18 protein-coding genes and 1 pseudogene are annotated in these 16,795 nt (G+C 62.1%); 4 read left to right on the plus strand and 15 right to left on the minus strand.

Going from position 1 to position 16,795, the window contains the following annotated elements:
* The first annotated feature begins 155 nt into the window (after positions 1–155).
* Entirely contained in the window at positions 156–782 is a 627-nt protein-coding gene (locus JYG36_RS06720) for a response regulator transcription factor (protein ID WP_045197743.1), read from the plus strand.
* Positions 783–844: 62 nt separating this feature from the next.
* On the opposite strand, the gene JYG36_RS06725 is transcribed toward JYG36_RS06720, so the two are convergent.
* From JYG36_RS06725 to metG, 8 genes and pseudogenes are all read right to left on the minus strand, one after another.
* Positions 845–1,021: a PA3496 family putative envelope integrity protein gene (locus JYG36_RS06725; protein ID WP_045197746.1), complete on the minus strand. Its 177-nt coding sequence runs from the start codon at positions 1,019–1,021 to the stop codon at positions 845–847.
* 105 nt (positions 1,022–1,126) lie between these two features.
* Positions 1,127–1,765 carry an endonuclease III gene (gene nth, locus JYG36_RS06730; protein WP_093380141.1) on the minus strand — a complete coding sequence of 213 codons (639 nt, stop codon included), beginning with the start codon at positions 1,763–1,765 and terminating at the stop codon, positions 1,127–1,129.
* Positions 1,766–1,769: 4 nt separating this feature from the next.
* Positions 1,770–2,294, minus strand: coding sequence for an Rnf-Nqr domain containing protein (locus JYG36_RS06735; RefSeq protein ID WP_213603443.1), 525 nt, complete (start codon positions 2,292–2,294; stop codon positions 1,770–1,772).
* The gene (locus JYG36_RS06740; RefSeq protein ID WP_093380143.1) at positions 2,287–2,904 is read right to left on the minus strand and encodes an RnfABCDGE type electron transport complex subunit G; all 618 of its coding nucleotides are present in this window, start codon (positions 2,902–2,904) and stop codon (positions 2,287–2,289) included. Before JYG36_RS06740 ends, JYG36_RS06735 begins: the two co-directional genes overlap by 8 nt.
* Positions 2,901–3,881 carry an RnfABCDGE type electron transport complex subunit D gene (locus JYG36_RS06745; protein ID WP_093380146.1) on the minus strand — a complete coding sequence of 327 codons (981 nt, stop codon included), beginning with the start codon at positions 3,879–3,881 and terminating at the stop codon, positions 2,901–2,903. The genes JYG36_RS06740 and JYG36_RS06745 overlap by 4 nt, the downstream gene beginning before the upstream one ends.
* Before the next feature lie 4 nt (positions 3,882–3,885).
* Positions 3,886–4,722 (minus strand): annotated as a pseudogene (rsxB, locus tag JYG36_RS06750) (electron transport complex subunit RsxB); the annotation flags it as partial.
* A complete protein-coding gene (locus JYG36_RS06755; protein ID WP_045197758.1) occupies positions 4,719–5,300 on the minus strand; it encodes an Rnf-Nqr domain containing protein in 582 nt (193 codons plus the stop codon). The pseudogene rsxB and the gene JYG36_RS06755, both read right to left, overlap by 4 nt.
* Positions 5,301–5,390: 90 nt before the next feature.
* Positions 5,391–7,430 carry a methionine--tRNA ligase gene (metG, locus tag JYG36_RS06760; RefSeq protein ID WP_045197760.1) on the minus strand — a complete coding sequence of 680 codons (2,040 nt, stop codon included), beginning with the start codon at positions 7,428–7,430 and terminating at the stop codon, positions 5,391–5,393.
* Positions 7,431–7,586: 156 nt separating this feature from the next.
* Between metG and apbC the strand changes: the two genes are divergently transcribed.
* Complete coding sequence (gene apbC, locus JYG36_RS06765) at positions 7,587–8,681, plus strand: iron-sulfur cluster carrier protein ApbC (protein WP_045197762.1); 1,095 nt, start codon at positions 7,587–7,589, stop codon at positions 8,679–8,681.
* Between the two features lie 130 nt (positions 8,682–8,811).
* On the opposite strand, the gene JYG36_RS06770 is transcribed toward apbC, so the two are convergent.
* Positions 8,812–9,021: a cold-shock protein gene (locus JYG36_RS06770; RefSeq protein WP_010221054.1), complete on the minus strand. Its 210-nt coding sequence runs from the start codon at positions 9,019–9,021 to the stop codon at positions 8,812–8,814.
* A gap of 351 nt (positions 9,022–9,372) precedes the next feature.
* Between JYG36_RS06770 and dcd the strand changes: the two genes are divergently transcribed.
* Together dcd and JYG36_RS06780 are read left to right on the plus strand one after the other, a co-directional pair.
* The gene (gene dcd / locus JYG36_RS06775) at positions 9,373–9,939 is read left to right on the plus strand and encodes a dCTP deaminase (RefSeq protein WP_028943496.1); all 567 of its coding nucleotides are present in this window, start codon (positions 9,373–9,375) and stop codon (positions 9,937–9,939) included.
* Positions 9,940–10,038: 99 nt separating this feature from the next.
* Positions 10,039–10,272: a hypothetical protein gene (locus JYG36_RS06780; protein WP_213604360.1), complete on the plus strand. Its 234-nt coding sequence runs from the start codon at positions 10,039–10,041 to the stop codon at positions 10,270–10,272.
* A 3-nt stretch (positions 10,273–10,275) separates the two neighbouring features.
* On the opposite strand, the gene JYG36_RS06785 is transcribed toward JYG36_RS06780, so the two are convergent.
* The 6 genes from JYG36_RS06785 to JYG36_RS06810 all read right to left on the minus strand — a co-directional run bounded on the left by JYG36_RS06785 (position 10,276) and on the right by JYG36_RS06810 (position 16,673).
* A complete protein-coding gene (locus tag JYG36_RS06785) occupies positions 10,276–11,040 on the minus strand; it encodes an ABC transporter ATP-binding protein (protein ID WP_045197766.1) in 765 nt (254 codons plus the stop codon).
* A gap of 23 nt (positions 11,041–11,063) precedes the next feature.
* Positions 11,064–12,179, minus strand: a complete 1,116-nt coding sequence (locus tag JYG36_RS06790; protein ID WP_093380152.1) for a succinylglutamate desuccinylase/aspartoacylase family protein — start codon at positions 12,177–12,179, stop codon at positions 11,064–11,066.
* Positions 12,180–12,186: 7 nt separating this feature from the next.
* Complete coding sequence (locus tag JYG36_RS06795; RefSeq protein ID WP_038999132.1) at positions 12,187–12,897, minus strand: ABC transporter permease; 711 nt, start codon at positions 12,895–12,897, stop codon at positions 12,187–12,189.
* Positions 12,894–13,622, minus strand: coding sequence for an ABC transporter permease (locus tag JYG36_RS06800; RefSeq protein WP_093380154.1), 729 nt, complete (start codon positions 13,620–13,622; stop codon positions 12,894–12,896). The genes JYG36_RS06795 and JYG36_RS06800 overlap by 4 nt, the downstream gene beginning before the upstream one ends.
* A 64-nt stretch (positions 13,623–13,686) precedes the next feature.
* A complete protein-coding gene (locus JYG36_RS06805) occupies positions 13,687–14,469 on the minus strand; it encodes a transporter substrate-binding domain-containing protein (protein ID WP_093380157.1) in 783 nt (260 codons plus the stop codon).
* A 164-nt stretch (positions 14,470–14,633) separates the two neighbouring features.
* Entirely contained in the window at positions 14,634–16,673 is a 2,040-nt protein-coding gene (locus JYG36_RS06810) for a c-type cytochrome (RefSeq protein ID WP_213603445.1), read from the minus strand.
* Between the last annotated feature and the right edge of the window lie 122 nt (positions 16,674–16,795).

Genomic DNA, 16,795 nt, shown 5'->3' on the forward strand with positions numbered 1-16,795 from the left:
GTTATTGGTATTTCCCGCTTGTAGGATAATTCTTTAATGGTTGTAGGTTGTGTCCTTGTGTGCATTTGCTTGTTAATGGCGCAATACAATATGTCGTGTAACTAGGCTATTGTGCTGGCTCAAAAAATAGAACAGCGAACAATTGGATTTTGCCCATGAATAAAGTCCTGATCGTGGATGATCATCCGGTCATTCGCCTGGCTGTACGCATGTTGATGGAGCGGCATGGTTATGAAGTCATTGCCGAGACGGATAACGGCGTGGACGCATTGCAGCTGGCACGCGAGCATGGTCCGGATATCGTTATCCTGGACATCGGCATCCCCAAACTTGACGGCCTTGAGGTGATCGCCCGGCTGACCGCCAACAATGCCAGCATCAAAGTGCTGGTATTGACCTCGCAGGCGCCCGGGCATTTTTCCATGCGCTGCATGCAGGCAGGGGCTGCGGGCTATGTCTGCAAGCAACAGGACCTGACCGAGTTGCTTAGCGCTATCAAGGCAGTGCTTTCCGGGTATAGCTACTTCCCCAACCAGGCGCTGCATTCGGTTCGCTCGAACCTGGGCGGCGCCAGCGAGGCGGACATGGTCGAGCGTTTGTCAGGCCGGGAGATGATGGTGCTGCAGCAACTGGCCCGCGGAAAAACCAACAAGGAGATTGCCGATGGCATGTTCCTCAGCAACAAGACGGTGAGTACCTACAAAACGCGATTATTGCTCAAACTCAATGCTCGCTCGTTGGTTGACCTGATCGAACTGGCCCAGCGCAACGGGCTTGTTTGAAATGCCCGGAAACAACAAAGCCTCCATCAAGGAGGCTTTTGTGATCTGTCGGTATCGATCCTTCAGAGGTCGAAGTCGTAATCGGCCAGCTGTTTTTGCAAGCGACGCTCTTCCAGCAGGTTGTCGATGGTGCGGCGTTTGCTCAGGTTGGTTTTTGCCACTTCAACCGGGACCTCGTCGTCTGCGTCTTCAGTGACGATGTCATCATCTACAACCAGGTCTTCTTTATCGGTGCTCATAAGTCACTCCAAGCCAAGAGGGCCATTGGCGCACCTTATAGCGAGAAATTTTGACCGGGTAAAAAAGATTTTTTCAATCGACCAAGCTGTCTTTTCACTATCGGCTCAATCGTCCGAAGTTTTCTGCTTGTACTCGCACAAATCTTCGATCCGGCAACTACCGCAACGGGGTTTGCGCGCCTGGCACACATAGCGCCCGTGCAGGATCAACCAATGGTGGGCGTCAAGCAGGTACGGCTTGGGCACGAACTTCATCAAGGCCTTTTCAACTTCCAGAACGGTCTTGCCCGGGGCAATGCCGGTGCGGTTGCTGACCCGGAAAATATGCGTATCAACGGCCATGGCCAGTTGCCGAAAGGCGGTGTTGAGCACCACGTTGGCGGTCTTGCGGCCAACCCCGGGTAGTGCTTCAAGCGCTTCTCGGGTTTCTGGTACCTGGCTGCCATGTTGCTCCATCAGCAGGCGACAGGTTTCGATGACGTTTTTCGCCTTGCTGTTGTACAGGCCGATGGTCTTGATGTACTCCGACAGGCCGTCAACACCCAGGGCATGGATGGCTTGCGGGGTATTGGCGACCGGGTACAGTTTGGCCGTGGCCTTGTTCACGCTGACGTCGGTAGCCTGTGCCGAGAGGATGACCGCAATCAGCAGTTCGAAAGGACTGGTGTAGGCCAGCTCGGTTTTCGGCTCGGGGTTGTCTTCATGCAACCTGCGAAAAATTTCCAGGCGTTTGGCGGCATTCATGGGGTCAAAGTGTTCCTTGACGACGGGAAAGGGCTCGCCGTTGGCAAACCCGGTTATACAGGGCGAGTATCAGGCCCAGAAGGATCAAGGCGCCGGGCAACATGCCGGCCAGGCGCAGGTTGGCAAACTCACTGAGCAGCTGGCGCGTGAACCCCGCGGCCATGCACAGCGCAGCAAATGCTGCCAGTGTGGTAGCTGCGGTACGCCAGCGGGCACTGTTACCCAGGGCCAGCTCGAACAGCAGGCATTGTACGGCGATCAATGCCGGATAGCGGCCCAGCTCCAGTGCCAGCGGCAGGGCCCAGGCGCGCAAGCCTAGCTCAAGGCAGGTGACCAGCAGGGCGGCCATCAGCACGCTTGCGAACAGGCGGGCGTCAGCGTCCAGCTGTTTGCGCAGGGGTGTCATGCACAGACGGTGCAGGCCAACGGCCAGCAGGCTTAGCAGCGCCATGGTGCTGGCCTGCAGCAATGTCTGGGTGGCGCCCAGCGCGGGCGCCAGGCTTATTGCAGCGAGCCATTGTCTATTCATCCGCACCTGCGCTTAGCAACTGTTGGCGATGCTCGTCGAAATAGCGCAGGGCATCGTGGGTGGCTTGAATGACGGCGCGGGAGGTGACGGTGGCACCGGCCAACTGATCGAACTGGCCGTTGTCACGCTTGAGCGCCCAGGCTGAATCAGGCGTGTTTTGCCGGCTGTTGCCGACAAAGCCTTGCAGCCAGGTGTTGCCGGGTTCCATCAGCTTGCCGCCCAGGCCTGGCGTCTCCTGTTGTTGCAGCACCTTGACGCCGATCAGGCGACCCCCCTCATCAATGGCAATCAGCAGGTCCAGCGGGCCGCCGTAACCCTGGCTCTGGCTGTGCAGCACAACGGCGCTCGGCTGGCCTTTCAAGGTTGCCAGATAGCCTGCGAGCAGCCGGCTGTGGTCCAGGTTGGTGGCGCCCAGAGTCAGGGGCTGTTGCAGCGGTTGGTTGTCGTAGGCCTGCTGCGCCAGCACGCTCAGCCAGCGTTGGGCCTTGAGTTGCTGCTCGGCGGCAGTGATGCGCGCGGTGGTGAACTGTTGCCAAAGCACCGTACCACCCACGGCCAGCACGGCAAGGCTCAGTAGCAGGGCGGTGGTGCGAATCGACGAGGTGCTCATGATGTTTGCCCGCGTTCTGCCCAGCGCTCCAGGGACGGAACACAAAGATTCATCAGCAGGACCGCGAAGGCGGCGCCGTCGGGGTAGCTGCCCCAGGTTCTGATCAGGTAGATGAGCAAGCCCGCGCCGACGCCAAACAGCAGCTTGGCCTTCGGGCTTTTCGCTCCTGAAACCGGCTCGGTGACAATGAAGAACGCCACCAGCATGGTTGAACCGGACAGCAGGTGCAGCAACGGCGAGCCGTTTGAGTCCGAGCCCGAGCCGTTCCAGCACAGCAGGCTGGCCACGAACAGGCTGGCCAGCAGGCCGAGCGGCGCATGCCAACTGATGACCTTGCGTTGCACCAGAAGCAAGCCGCCGAGCAAAAAGGCCAGGTTGACGAATTCGCTGCCGCGACCGCCAAGGTGGCCGAAGCCTGGATGACTGGCGAACAATTCATCGATGGTCAGGCTGCGGTTGTTGCGCAGGCCGTCGAGTACCGTGGCTTGCGCCCAGGCGTCGGGCTGGTTGCCCAAATCAAGGCCGAACACTTGCTGCAGCGTGTCGGTCAGGCCCAGCACCTGGGTGACCGGCCACTGGGTCATGTGCTGCGGGAACGACAGCAACACCAGCGCATAGCCGAGCATCGCCGGGTTGAACAGGTTCTTGCCGACGCCGCCGTACAGTTGCTTGCCCAGGGCAATGGCACTGCTGGCGGCAATTGCTGGCAGCCACCAGGGCGCGTAGGCGGGCAGTGCCGCTGTCAGCAGCACCGCCGTCACCAGGGCGCTGCCGTCGTTCAGCGCCGGCAGGCCTGGCCGTTGTTGCAGTCGCAGCAGCGCCGCTTCAGTCGCCAGCGCCGCAACGGCGCACAGCAGCAGGTTCAGCAGCAGCCCCCAGCCATGCAGCCACAGCAGGGTCAGCAACCCGGGTGCGCTGGCCAGCAGCACCATGGCCATGGTGCTGCGCAGGCGCTCGCTGCTATCAGCCGTGGCCATTGGCGGCCGCCGGTTGCAGTGCTTGCAGGCGAGCCTGGGCCTGTTGCGCTTCGTGCTCAAGTTCAGCCAATTGTGCTTGCTGGGCCTGGTTCGGCGCCTCGCCAAAGGCGCTTCGGGCCTTGCTCAGTTGCGCCCGGCTCATGGCGGCGGCGATTTTTGCCTGCTTCAGCGCTGCATCGGCGGCCGCGGCTTTCTGCGCCTTGACCCGTTCGATGGCGGCCTTGATCGGGTCGTCGACAGTGGCGCCCGGCGTGGTGATTGTGGCAGTGGCCGCACGCTGGCTGCGGGCCAGGCGGTCGGCCTGCTTGCGGGCTTCTTCGCGCTGCAGGCGGTTGTTGCGCTGCTCGAAGCGCCGCCGCGCCTGGTTACGTTTGTGGCTGCGGGCCTCGAGGGTCTGGGTGTCTTCGGCCAGGCCACCGACAATCGGCACGATGTTGCTGTTGGCGGTCAATGGCAGCAGGTCGATGCAGTCCACCGGGCACGGTGCCACGCACAGGTCGCAGCCGGTGCATTCGGCGCTGATCACGGTGTGCATCAGCTTGGCCGCACCGATGATGGCGTCCACCGGGCAGGCCTGGATGCATTTGGTGCAGCCGATACATTCGGCTTCACGGATATAGGCGACTTGCGCCGGTGCACGGCCGCGCTCGTGGTCGAGTTCGATCACCGGCACGTGCAACAGCTTGGCCAAGGCTGCGATGGTTTCGCCGCCTCCGGGTGGGCATTTGTTGATCGCTTCGCCCGCCGCCAGGCCTTCGGCGTAAGGCCGGCAACCAGGATGGCCACATTTGCCGCATTGGGTCTGCGGCAACAGGGCGTCGATGCGTTGAATCAAGCTCATGGGTTGAATAGTCCGTTGAATCCGAGAAACGCCATGGCCATGATCCCGGCGCCGATCAGCTCGATCGGCAGGCCGCGAAAGGCCAGGGGGATGTCATCGTGGTCGCTGCGCTGGCGCAGGTCGCTGAACAGGCCCAGGGCCAGCCAGAACCCCAGGCCACCGCCCAGGCTCCAGCCCAGGGTTTGCAAAATCCCATAGCTGCCTTCACTGGCTTGCAGGCTCAAGCCTAGCAGCGCCAGGTTACCCACCATCAGGGGCAACAAACCGTCGAAGGGCAGGGTTGGCAGCAGGCGTGTCAGCACTGCGAGCAGCGGCTTGATCGGTAACACGCACAGCGCCAGGAACACGAACAGGCGCAGGTATTCAAGCTGCAGGGGCAGCAACGCCAGGTGATAAATCAGTTGCCCAAGCCCGACCGCCACTACCAGCGACACCAGGGTCGCCAGGCCCAACGCATGCACCTGGCGCCGATCCGGATCGGTGTCGCTGCGCAGCAAGGGGTCGATGGCCAGCCCCTGGTGCAGGACCAGGTTATTGATCAGCGCGGCGCTGACCAGGGCCAGGAAGAATTCGCTCATGAGGGGGCCGAATGCTGAGGCTGTCCGCCATTATCCGGCAATGACGCGAAGATGAGAACGCCCCGGCCGCAATCGGCCGGGGCGTGAGCCTTACTTGATGCGCTGGCCCGGCTTGGCGCCGCTGTCAGGGCTCAGCAGGTAGATTTCTTCACCGCCGGGGCCTGCGGCCATGACCATGCCTTCGGAGATGCCGAAACGCATTTTGCGCGGCTTGAGGTTGGCGATCATCATGGTCAGGCGACCTTCGAGCTTGGCCGGGTCCGGGTACGCCGACTTGATGCCGGAGAACACGTTGCGTTGCTCGTCACCGATGTCCAGGGTCAGGCGCAGCAGCTTGTCGGCGCCCTCGACGGCTTCGGCCTTGAGGATCAGGGCCACCCGAAGGTCGACCGCGGCGAAGGTGTCGAAGTCGATCTCGGCCGACAGCGGATCCTTGGCCAGTTCGCCATTGCCGGTGACAACGCTGGTCTGGCTGGCGGCCAGGTCTTCCTTGGAAGCGGCGGTCATGGCTTCGACCTTGGCCGGGTCGATGCGGCTCATCAGCGCCTTGAACGGGTTGAGCTGATGGTTGCTCAGGCGGGTCTGGTGATCGGCCCAGGTCAGTGGCGCGACATTGAGGAACGCCTCGGCGTCGGCGGCCAGCACCGGCAGCACCGGCTTGAGGAAGATTACCAGCTGGCGGAACAGGTTAATGCCCTGGGCGCAGATCGCCTGGACTTCGTCCTGCTTGCCTTCCTGCTTGGCCAGCGACCACGGCGCCTTGTCGGCGATCCAGGCGTTGGCGCGGTCGGCCAGGGCCATGATTTCGCGCATGGCACGGGCAAAGTCGCGGCCTTCGTAGGCTTCGGCAATACCCGGGGCGGCAGCGAGGAAGGCCTCGGTCAGTTCCGGTGCGGCGTCGCCGGCCACCATGACGCCGTCGTTACCCTTGTGGATGAAGCCTGCACAGCGGCTGGCGATGTTGACTACCTTGCCAACCAGGTCGGAGTTGACCTTCTGGATGAAGTCTTCAAGGTTCAGGTCGAGGTCGTCGACGCCGCGGCCCAGTTTGGAGGCGTAGTAGTAACGCAGGTATTCCGGCGCCAGGTGATCAAGGTAGGTGCGGGCCTTGATGAAGGTGCCGCGCGACTTGGACATCTTCGAACCGTTGACGGTCAGGTAGCCGTGCACGTTGATGCCGGTCGGCTTGCGGTAGCCGGCGCCTTCGAGCATGGCTGGCCAGAACAGGGCGTGGAAGTTGACGATGTCCTTGCCGATGAAGTGGTACAGCTCGGCTTTCGAATCCTTGTTCCAGAACGCGTCGAAGTCCAGCTCCGGGCGGCGGGCGCACAGGTTCTTGAAGCTGGCCATGTAGCCGATCGGGGCGTCCAGCCAGACGTAGAAATACTTGCCCGGCTCGTCGGGAATCTCGAAGCCGAAGTACGGCGCATCACGGGAGATGTCCCATTCCTGCAGGCCGGCATCCAGCCATTCGGCGATCTTGTTGGCCACCGCGTCCTGCAGGGTACCGCTGCGGGTCCACTGCTGGAGCATGGCCTGGAAGTCCGGCAGCTTGAAGAAGAAGTGTTGCGAATCCTTGAGCACCGGGGTGGCGCCGGAAATCGCCGACTTGGGGTTCTTCAGCTCGGTTGGTGCGTAGGTGGCGCCGCATTTTTCGCAGTTGTCGCCGTACTGGTCTTCAGCCGCGCACTTGGGGCAGGTGCCCTTGATGAAGCGGTCGGCCAGGAACATTTTTTTGTCCGGGTCGAAATACTGGGTGATCGAGCGGGTAGCGATGTGCCCGGCGTCACGCAGCTTGAGGTAGATCTGGCTCGACAGTTCGCGGTTTTCTTCGGCGTGGGTCGAGTGGAAGTTGTCGAAGTCGACCAGAAAGTCGGCGAAATCCCCGCTGTGCTCGGCCTGGACGGCGGCAATCAGTTGCTCGGGGGTGATGCCTTCTTTCTCGGCGCGCAGCATGATGGCCGAGCCGTGGGCGTCGTCAGCGCAGACATAAATGCACTGGTTGCCGCGAAGCTTCTGGAAGCGCACCCACATGTCTGTCTGGATGTACTCGAGCATATGGCCAAGGTGAATGGAACCATTGGCATAGGGCAGGGCGCTGGTGACGAGAATCTGACGTGGCTCGGACATGGGGGCTCGGCTACTTTTTTCGGCTACTTGAGATGAAACGGTGATCGGCCACTATAAAACGCCGGGAAATATATTTCACCCCATGGACGTATCTGAAGAGGGATGACGGGTTAGCATAGTGGTCTGTTTTGCTCAGTCTTTATCACGGGAGTCTCCATGAGTGCCGTCACTCGCGCAGCCGTCGAAGCCGTTCTTCGCCAGTACACCGACCCATACCTGAACCAGGACCCGGTCAGCGCCGGCTGTGTCCAGGCCATTGATATCCAGGGCGATCGCGTCAGCGTGCAGCTGCAACTGGGCTATGCCGCCGGCCTGTTCAAAAATGGCTGGGCGCAGGTGCTGCAAACGGCTGTCGAAGGTCTCGACGGGGTTACCTCGGCGCGGGTCGAAATCAACTGCGTGATCGCCGCACACAAGGCCCAGGCGCAGATCCCGGGCCTGGCCAACGTCAAGAACATCATCGCCGTGGCCTCCGGCAAGGGCGGTGTCGGCAAATCGACCACCGCCGCCAACCTGGCCCTGGCCCTGGCTCGCGAAGGCGCGCGGGTAGGCATTCTCGATGCCGACATCTATGGCCCGAGCCAGGGCGTGATGTTCGGTATCGCCGAAGGCACCCGCCCGCAGATTCGCGAGCAAAAGTGGTTCGTGCCGCTCAAGGCCCACGGTGTCGAGGTCATGTCCATGGCTTTCCTGACCGACGACAACACGCCGATGGTCTGGCGCGGTCCGATGGTCTCCGGGGCCTTGCTGCAACTGGTGACCCAGACCGCCTGGGACGATCTCGACTATCTGGTGATCGACATGCCGCCTGGCACCGGCGACATCCAGCTGACCCTGGCGCAGAAAGTCCCGGTGGCCGGCTCGGTGATCGTTACCACCCCGCAAGACCTGGCGCTGCTCGACGCCAAGAAGGGCGTGGAGATGTTCCGCAAGGTCAATATCCCGGTGCTGGGCGTGGTCGAGAACATGGCCGTGCACATTTGTTCGAACTGCGGCCATGCCGAGCATCTGTTCGGTGAGGGCGGTGGCGAGAAGCTGGCGGCGCAGTACGGTGTCGAACTGCTGGCCTCGTTGCCGCTGTCGATGCTGATCCGCGAACAGGCCGACAGCGGCAAGCCGACGGCGATTGCCGAGCCGGAAAGCCAGATCGCCATGGTCTACCAGGAGCTGGCCCGTCAGGTCGGTGCACGGATCGTGTTGCAGGAAGCGGCGGCGCCGGCGATGCCGAATATCACTATCAGCGAGGACTGAGGTGATTTTCGCGGGGCAAGCCCGCTCCTACCGTAGGAGCGGGCTTGCCCCGCGATGAGGTCAAAATCCAGGGCATAAAAAAAGCCCCACCTGTTAAGGGCGGGGCTTTCTTCAAGCTGTAAAGCGGAAGTTAGATAACTTCTACTTCTTCAGCCTGCATGCCTTTCTGACCGCGGGTAGCGATGAAAGAGACCGCTTGGCCTTCTTTCAGGCTTTTGAAGCCGTCAGCTTTGATGGCTTTGAAGTGTACGAACAGGTCGTCACCGGATTGTGGGGTGATGAAGCCGAAGCCTTTTTCATCGTTGAACCACTTAACGGTACCGGTTTGGCGATTGGACATGGTCTGTCTCCTTGGACAAAGTTAACTACGACTCAGGAAACGCCCTGGCCGAGACTGAGTGCAAAGAGGCAGAAAATTCATGAAGATGGGTTGATCGAAATCTTGCATCAGGTAGATATTCTCAGTGACACGTGCAGCACAGTGGCGTCACCTTAACCCTTTTTCCAGAACGTGCCAATGGTCTTGTGACGCTTTCTCATAATTCATGACTGACGGTGCCTCGCGCTCCCGTGCAGGCCCCGTGGTACGGGGATCCGACGGTTGATGCTGCATGGAACTTTGAACCCGGCGCCGGGCCCGGTAAGATGCGCCACAGAATTTTTTCACCACGCAATTTCAGGACACCCCGCCATGAGCATCAAATCGGACAAGTGGATTCGCCGCATGGCGCAGGAACACGGCATGATCGAGCCGTTCGTCGAGCGCCAGGTGCGCGGTGAGAGCGACAACCGGCTGATCTCCTTCGGCGTCTCCAGCTACGGCTACGACGTGCGCTGCGCCGACGAATTCAAGGTGTTCACCAACATCAACTCGGCGACCGTCGATCCGAAAAACTTCGACGCCGGCAGCTTTGTCGACGTCAAGAGCGACGTCTGCATCATCCCGCCGAACTCCTTCGCGCTGGCCCGCACCGTCGAATACTTCCGTATCCCGCGCAACGTGCTGACCATCTGCCTGGGCAAGAGCACCTACGCCCGCTGCGGCATCATCGTCAACGTCACCCCGCTTGAGCCCGAGTGGGAAGGTCACGTGACCCTGGAGTTCTCCAACACCACCACGCTGCCGGCGAAAATCTACGCCAACGAAGGCGTGGCGCAGATGCTCTTCCTCGAATCCGACGAAGAATGCGAAGTGTCCTATAAGGATCGTGGCGGTAAATACCAGGGCCAGCGCGGCGTTACCCTGCCACGCACCTGAGGCGACAAGGCGAGGGAATTCCTTGCCTGCGGCGTACTCCAATGAGTTGAATTGTTCCGCCCGGCAACACGCCAGGCGGACGTCAACCAGGAGCCGCCCATGAAACTCGACCCGACCATCAGTGCCAAGCTGGCCGTGCTGCAGCCCAACAGCGTTGGGATGTTGGCCTGGTCGCTGCTGGCCCATCCGCACCCGCACATCCTCCACGCGGGCGGCGTGCCCGGTCAGCCTGATCCAGACACCCCTGATTCACCGCAACCGGGGGAAAATCCGCCGATGGAGCCGGGTGAGCCCACTCTGCCTGACGAGCCGCCACCGGCCCCCGTCGCCTGACCGCTACTTGAGGTTGCCGCTGAGAAACTGACGCAGGCGTTCGCTTTTTGGATTGCCCAGTACCTCGTCCGGCGGCCCTTGCTCCTCCACCAACCCCTGGTGGAGGAACATCACCTGGCTCGCCACCTTGCGTGCGAAGGCCATTTCGTGGGTCACCATGATCATGGTCCGGCCCTCTTCGGCCAGGCCCTGAATCACCCGCAACACTTCGCCGACCAGCTCCGGGTCCAGCGCCGAGGTCGGCTCGTCGAACAGCATGACTTCCGGCTCCATGGCCAGTGCCCGGGCGATAGCCACCCGTTGCTGCTGGCCGCCGGAGAGAAATGCCGGGTATTGATCGGCCACCCGCGGTGCCAGGCCGACTTTGTCCAGGTAGCGCCGGGCGCGCTCCTCGGCCTCGTGCTTGCTCACGCCCAGCACCCGTCGCGGTGCCATGGCGATGTTGTCCAGCACGCTCAGGTGGCTCCACAGGTTGAAGTGCTGGAACACCATGGCCAGGCGCGTGCGCAGGCGCTGCAGCTCGTCCGGATCGGTGACGTGCAGGCCATGATGGTCCTGGGTCATGTGCACCGGCTTGCCATCGAGGGTCATGCTGCCTTCGTTGGGTTGCTCGAGGAAGTTGATGCAGCGCAGGAAGGTACTCTTGCCCGAGCCGCTGGCGCCGATCAGGCAGATCACGTCGCCGGTCCTGGCCTTGAGCGATACGCCTTTGAGCACATGGTGCTCGCCGTAGCGTTTGTGCAGGTCTTCGATGGTCAGTTTGTACATGCGCAGGCTCTAAAGGTAAGGGGTCAAGGCGACAGCAGGTAGCCGCTGCGGTAGGCCTGGTTGCCGGCCACATGGGCGATGACCATGCCGGCGGTGGCCATGCGCCGCAGCGAGCGAGCATAGAGCAGGCCGGGCTGGCTGTTGCGCACCGGGGTGACCCGGTCGCTGAGCGGGTCGATAACTTCGGCGATCAGTTGGTCGGCCTGCAGGTACTGGCCCGGCTTGGCGTGGAACACCAACAGGCCGCCCAGCGGCGTTGCCACCGGTTCCACCCCGGCCAGCGGCGTTGCCGGGTAGCTGAGGGCGGGCAAGGTGGCAGGTTCGCCTTCAATGGCGCCGTAACGGGTCAGGTACTCGAGAATCGCCGTGCAGTCCTGTTCCGCCAACGGATGGCTGACATCGCCCTGGCCACGCAATTCGACGGTCACCGAAAAGCTGCCCTGGGGGATCGGGAACTGCTTGGCGAAGCGCTGCTGCAATTGCCACCAGACCAGGGTGAAACATTCATCGAAGGACTGCCCGCCCGAGTCGGTGGCCAGCAGGCTGGCCTGGGCGCCCAGGTAGCGCGACAGCGGTTCGACCTGCGGCCAGGCTTCGGGCGTGGTGTACAGGTGCGCCACGGCTTCGAAGTCGCAATGCAGGTCGAGCACCATCTCGGCGTCGCAGGCCAGGCGCTGCAGGGTCAGGCGCTGGGATTGCAGCGGGGTGTGGGCAGCATGGGCATCCAGGGCGCGGCGCAGGCTTTCGCGGATCAGGGCAATGTTGTGCTGCGGGTCCTGGGTCAGGTGATCGGCAATCTGGTCGCCGATCTGGTCGCTCAAGTCAACGAAATGGCGGTTGAAGTTCTCGCCGCTTTGCAGCTCGTAACGGCCCAGCGGCACATCCATCAGTACCTGTTCCAGGCCTACCGGGTTGGCGATCGGCACCAGCACGATTTCGCGGCGCAGCAGGCCCTGGGCCTCAAGTTCGGTCAGGCGTTGCTTGAGGTGCCAGGCCACCAGCATGCCGGGCAGTTCATCGGCATGCAGCGAGGCCTGGATGTAGATTTTGCCGGCGCCGCGGGGGCCGAAGTGAAAGCTGTGGATCTGGCGGGCAATGCCGGGAACCGGTGCCAGAATGTCATGAGTCGAGTGATGCATATCAGTCCTAGTGTGTCGGTCCTAGAAAAGCCAGCCAGCGACGTTCGGCGATGCGAAACAGCCCTACCAGGGCGAAGGTCACGCACAGGTAGATCAGCGCGGCGATGCCGAACGACTGAAAGGTCAGAAATGTGGCCGAGTTGGCGTCGCGGGCGACCTTGAGGATGTCCGGCACGGTGGCGGTGAAGGCCACCGTGGTGGAGTGCAGCATCAGGATCACTTCGTTGCTGTAGTAGGGCAGCGAGCGGCGCAGCGCCGACGGCATGATGATATAAGCATAAAGTTTCCAGCCGCGCAGGCCATAGGCCTTGGCGGCCTCGACTTCACCATGGTTCATGCTGCGGATCGCCCCGGCGAAAATCTCCGTGGTGTAGGCGCAGGTGTTGAGGGCAAAGGCGAGGATGGTGCAGTTCATCGCATCGCGAAAAAAGCTGTCGAGCAGCGGCTGCGCGCGCACCGCTTCCAGGCTGTAGATCCCGGTGTAGCAGATCAGCAACTGGATATACAGCGGCGTGCCGCGGAACAGGTAGGTATAGAACTGCACGGGCCAGCGAACCCAGAAGCGCGGCGAAACCCGCGCAATCGACAACGGGATCGAAACCACGAAGCCAATCGCCAGGGCTGCGGTGAGCAACCACAGGGTCATGGCCAGGCCGGTGATGTGGGTGCCGTCGGTGTAGAGGAAGGCGCGCCAGTATTCCTGCAAGAGCTCGATCATCGGATGGCCTCCCGGGTTCCGACGTTATAGCGCCGTTCCAGCCAGCGCAGGGCGACGTTGGAGGCGCTGGTGATCAACAGGTAGATGAACGCCGCGACCACCAGGAAGTAGAACAACTGGTAGCTGCTCTTGCCGGCGTCCTGGGCGGCCTTGACCAGGTCGGCCAGGCCGATGATCGACACCAGAGCAGTGGCCTTGAGCATCACCATCCAGTTGTTGCCGATGCCGGGCAGGGCGAAGCGCATCATTTGCGGAAAGACCACGAAGCGAAAGCGTTGCAGGCGCTTGAGGCCGTAAGCAGTGGCCGCTTCGACCTGGCCGCGCGGCACGGCGAGAATTGCGCCGCGAAAGGTTTCGGTGAAATAGGCGCCGTAGATGAAGCCCAGGGTGATGACCCCGGCGGCGAATGGGTCGATCTCGATGTATTCCCACTCCATGGCGTCGGTGAGGCTGGTCAGCCAGGTTTGCAGGCTGTAGAAAATCAGCAGCATCAGCACCAGGTCAGGCACGCCGCGAATCAGCGTGGTGTAGGCCTGGGCGATCAGGCGTAGCGGGCGCAGCGGCGAGAGCTTGGCACTGGCGCCGAGCAGGCCCAGGCCAACGCTGACCAGCAGCGACATGAAGGACAGTTTGAGGGTCATCCAGGTGCCCTGCAGCAGCAAGGGGCCGAAGCCCTTCAAGCTGAATGCCGAGAGCCCCAGGAACTGCAGCAGGTCTTCGAACATGAAGCGAACCTATGCCAGTGGACGCGATCATGCGGGAACCGGCGTTTGCCGGTTCCCGCAGTGGTTATTTGCCGCTGTAGAGGTTCAGGTCACCGAAGTGCTTTTTCTGGATCGTGGCGTAGGTGCCGTCGTCGTGTAACGCTTTGATACCTTTGTCCAGGAGTGCCTTGAGCTCAGTGTTACCTTTTTTGATACCGACTGCGGTCTTGGACGGCAGCAATTCGCTGTCGACCGGCTCACTGACTTCATAGTCGGCGCCTTGTGGCGACTTGAGAAAGCCCAGTTCGGCCTGGAGCATGTCCTGGATCGAGGCATCCAGGCGTCCGGAGGTCAGGTCGGAATAGACCTGGTCCTGGTTCTGGTAGGCCTGGGTCTTGACCCCGGCCTTGTCCAGCACGGCCTTGGCGTAGGCTTCCTGGATGGTGCCTTGCTCGTAGCCGACAGTCTTGCCCTTGAGCGAGGCCGGGTCGGCGGTCAGGCCTGCACCTTTTTTGAACACCAGGGCGGTAGGGCCGGAAAACAGCTCGCTGGAGAAATCGATGACTTTTTCCCGGGCCGGGGTAACGGTCATCGACGAGATCACACCGTCGAACTTGTTGGCCTTGAGCCCCGGAATCATGCCGTCAAAGTCACTTTCCACCCACTTGCACTTGACCTTGAGCTCAGCACAGATGGCATTGCCCAGGTCGATGTCGAAGCCCACCAGGGAACCGTTGGCGGCTTTCGATTCGAACGGTGCATAAGACGGATCGACGCCGAAGCGCAGCTCCTTGTATTCCTTGGCCAGGGTGTTCCCCGCAGCCAGACACAACGCGAGTGCGGAAAGCGTCAGCCATGCTTTTTTCATTGTGTGTCCTTGGATTCGCAAAGTGTTGGGGTGGCAAAGGGCCGTTACCGGTCGATGCCAGACAACACAGTGATAGCAAGTTTCACACCATATTCCAGGCCAGCCCCACATTCAGTGGGAACTGGCCTTGCCTGCGAGGGGCCGCAGCGCGGCCCCGAACAGCCTCAGTATCGCGCATCCACCGGCTTGCCGCCGTTGGGCCAGTCCTTGACCTTGTCCGGGAAGTCCGGCCGTGGCTGTTGCGAGAACCAGGCCGCGACGTCCACTGCCTCCTGGTCACTCAAGCCGCCCTGGCCCAGGGGGAATTTCTCGTGAAAGCCGATCGGCATGTTGCGTTTGACGAACGCTGCGGCGGTATAGGTGCGGGCCATGCCGGCGCCGATGTTGAACGACTGATCGCCCCACAGCGGCGGGTACACCAGGCTGCCGTCTTCTCGGGCCAGGCCCTCGCCATTGCTGCCATGGCACACCGCGCACTGCTCGGCATACACCTGCTTGCCGTTGTCCAGGTCTGGCTTGATCGCTGTGTCGATCTTGCCGACCCCGCGCCCGGCCACCTTGTCGCCCGGCTGGGTGTTCATCTTCATCCAGTCGAAATAGGCCACCATCGCCTGCATGTCCGCCGATTGCGGCGGTATCGGCTTGCCGTTCATCGAACGCCGGAAGCAGCCGTTGATGCGCTCTTCAAGGGTGACTTCCTTGCCCGCCCGCGGAGCGTAGCTGGGGAAGAACGCCGAGACGCCGACAAACGGCGAGCCGTCGGCCACGGTACCGGCGTTGAGGTGGCAACTGGTGCAGTTCAGCGCGTTGCCGACGTTGTCCGGCAACAGCTCGCGGGTTTGCAGGTGCAAGCGCATGCCGCGGATCACCTGCTCGGCGTTGGCTGCGGCGAGCAGGTTGGCCAGGCGCGGGGTTTCAAAGGCGCTGGAGTCGGTGGTCTGCGGGTTGAGCTGGTCACGCAGGGTTTTCACCTGCTTGGCAGTGATCGGCGAGCTGTTGTTGCCCCAGCGACCGCGCACGAAGGTGAGGATCTCGGCGATCTCTTGATCGGCCAGGCGGGCGAAGCCGGGCATGGTGTAGACCCGCGAATGGGTGGCGGTTTGCGCGGTTTCCCAGCCGGTGAGGGTGATGTGCAGCAGCGAGGTCGGGTTGGTCGAGGCGATGCTTGGGTTGCCGGCCAGTGGCGGGAACAGGCCCGGGACCCCACGCCCGTCCGGGCGGTGGCAATCGCTGCAGAACTGGGTGTAGCCCAGGCCGCCGCGGCTGCTGAACAGGTCATCCGGGGCGACGGCTGCGGCCAGCGGGATATCCGGCATCGGCAGGTCATCCTTGCCCGGCGGCAGCGATTTCAGGTAGCTGGCGATGGCCACCAGGTCGCCGTCGCTGAAGTGCTGGGTACTGTGATGAATGACGTCGGCCATGTTGCCCGACACCGTGGCGAAGCGGTTCTGCCCGGTCTTGAGCAATTGCACGGTGTCTTGCACGGTCCACAGGTTGCGCAGGCTCAGGGCCTGCCAGTGCTCTACGGTTTCACCGGCGAGGAAGTGCTTGCCGCTGCGGCCGGCGTCGCTCATGGCCTTTTCCTGGAAGGCGATGCCGCGTGGGGTATGGCAGGCACCACAATGGCCCAGGCCCTGCACCAGGTAGGCGCCCCGATTGAGCACTTCGTCCTTGGCGGGATCGGGCTCGAAGGGCTCGCTGTCGACGAAGGCGAAGTTCCACAGCGACAGGCCCCAGCGCATGTTGAACGGCCAGCTCATGTCCGCTTCCTGGTTGGACTGGCTGATCGGCGTCACGCCCTGCATCAGGTAGGCGTACAGGGCGCGCATGTCCGCTTCGCTCATTTTCGCGTAGGACGGGTAGGGCATTGCCGGGTACAGGTTGGTGCCGTCCGGGGTCACGCCTTCGCGCATGGCCTTGTCGAACTGCTCGAAGCTGTAGCGGCCGATGCCAGTGTCCGGGTCGGGGGTGATGTTGCTTGAGTAGATGGTGCCCATCGGCGTTTTCAGCTGCAGGCCACCGGCCATTTCCGGTGCTTGCGGTGCGGTGTGGCAAGCAATGCAGTCGCCGAGCTGGGCGATGTATTTGCCTCGGGCAAGCAGTTCGCTGTCGGCCGCCGCTGCCGGGGGCGGTTCGCTGGCGAATACGGAGAACGAGAACACGGTCGTGGCCACCAGGGCCAGACGGGAGAAGGCAGATGCCATTGCATTATTCCTTTAGTCACCTGGCCTGGGGTGGTCCCCTGGGCGCAGGGCTGCAATCGTTTTTATGGTTCATCAGGCAGAGGCAGGTAACGAAACCTGCCTCAGTTTCGTTGTAAGGGATT

Source organism: Pseudomonas sp. SORT22, assembly GCF_018417635.1.
In the GTDB taxonomy this organism is placed as follows: Bacteria; Pseudomonadota; Gammaproteobacteria; order Pseudomonadales; family Pseudomonadaceae; genus Aquipseudomonas.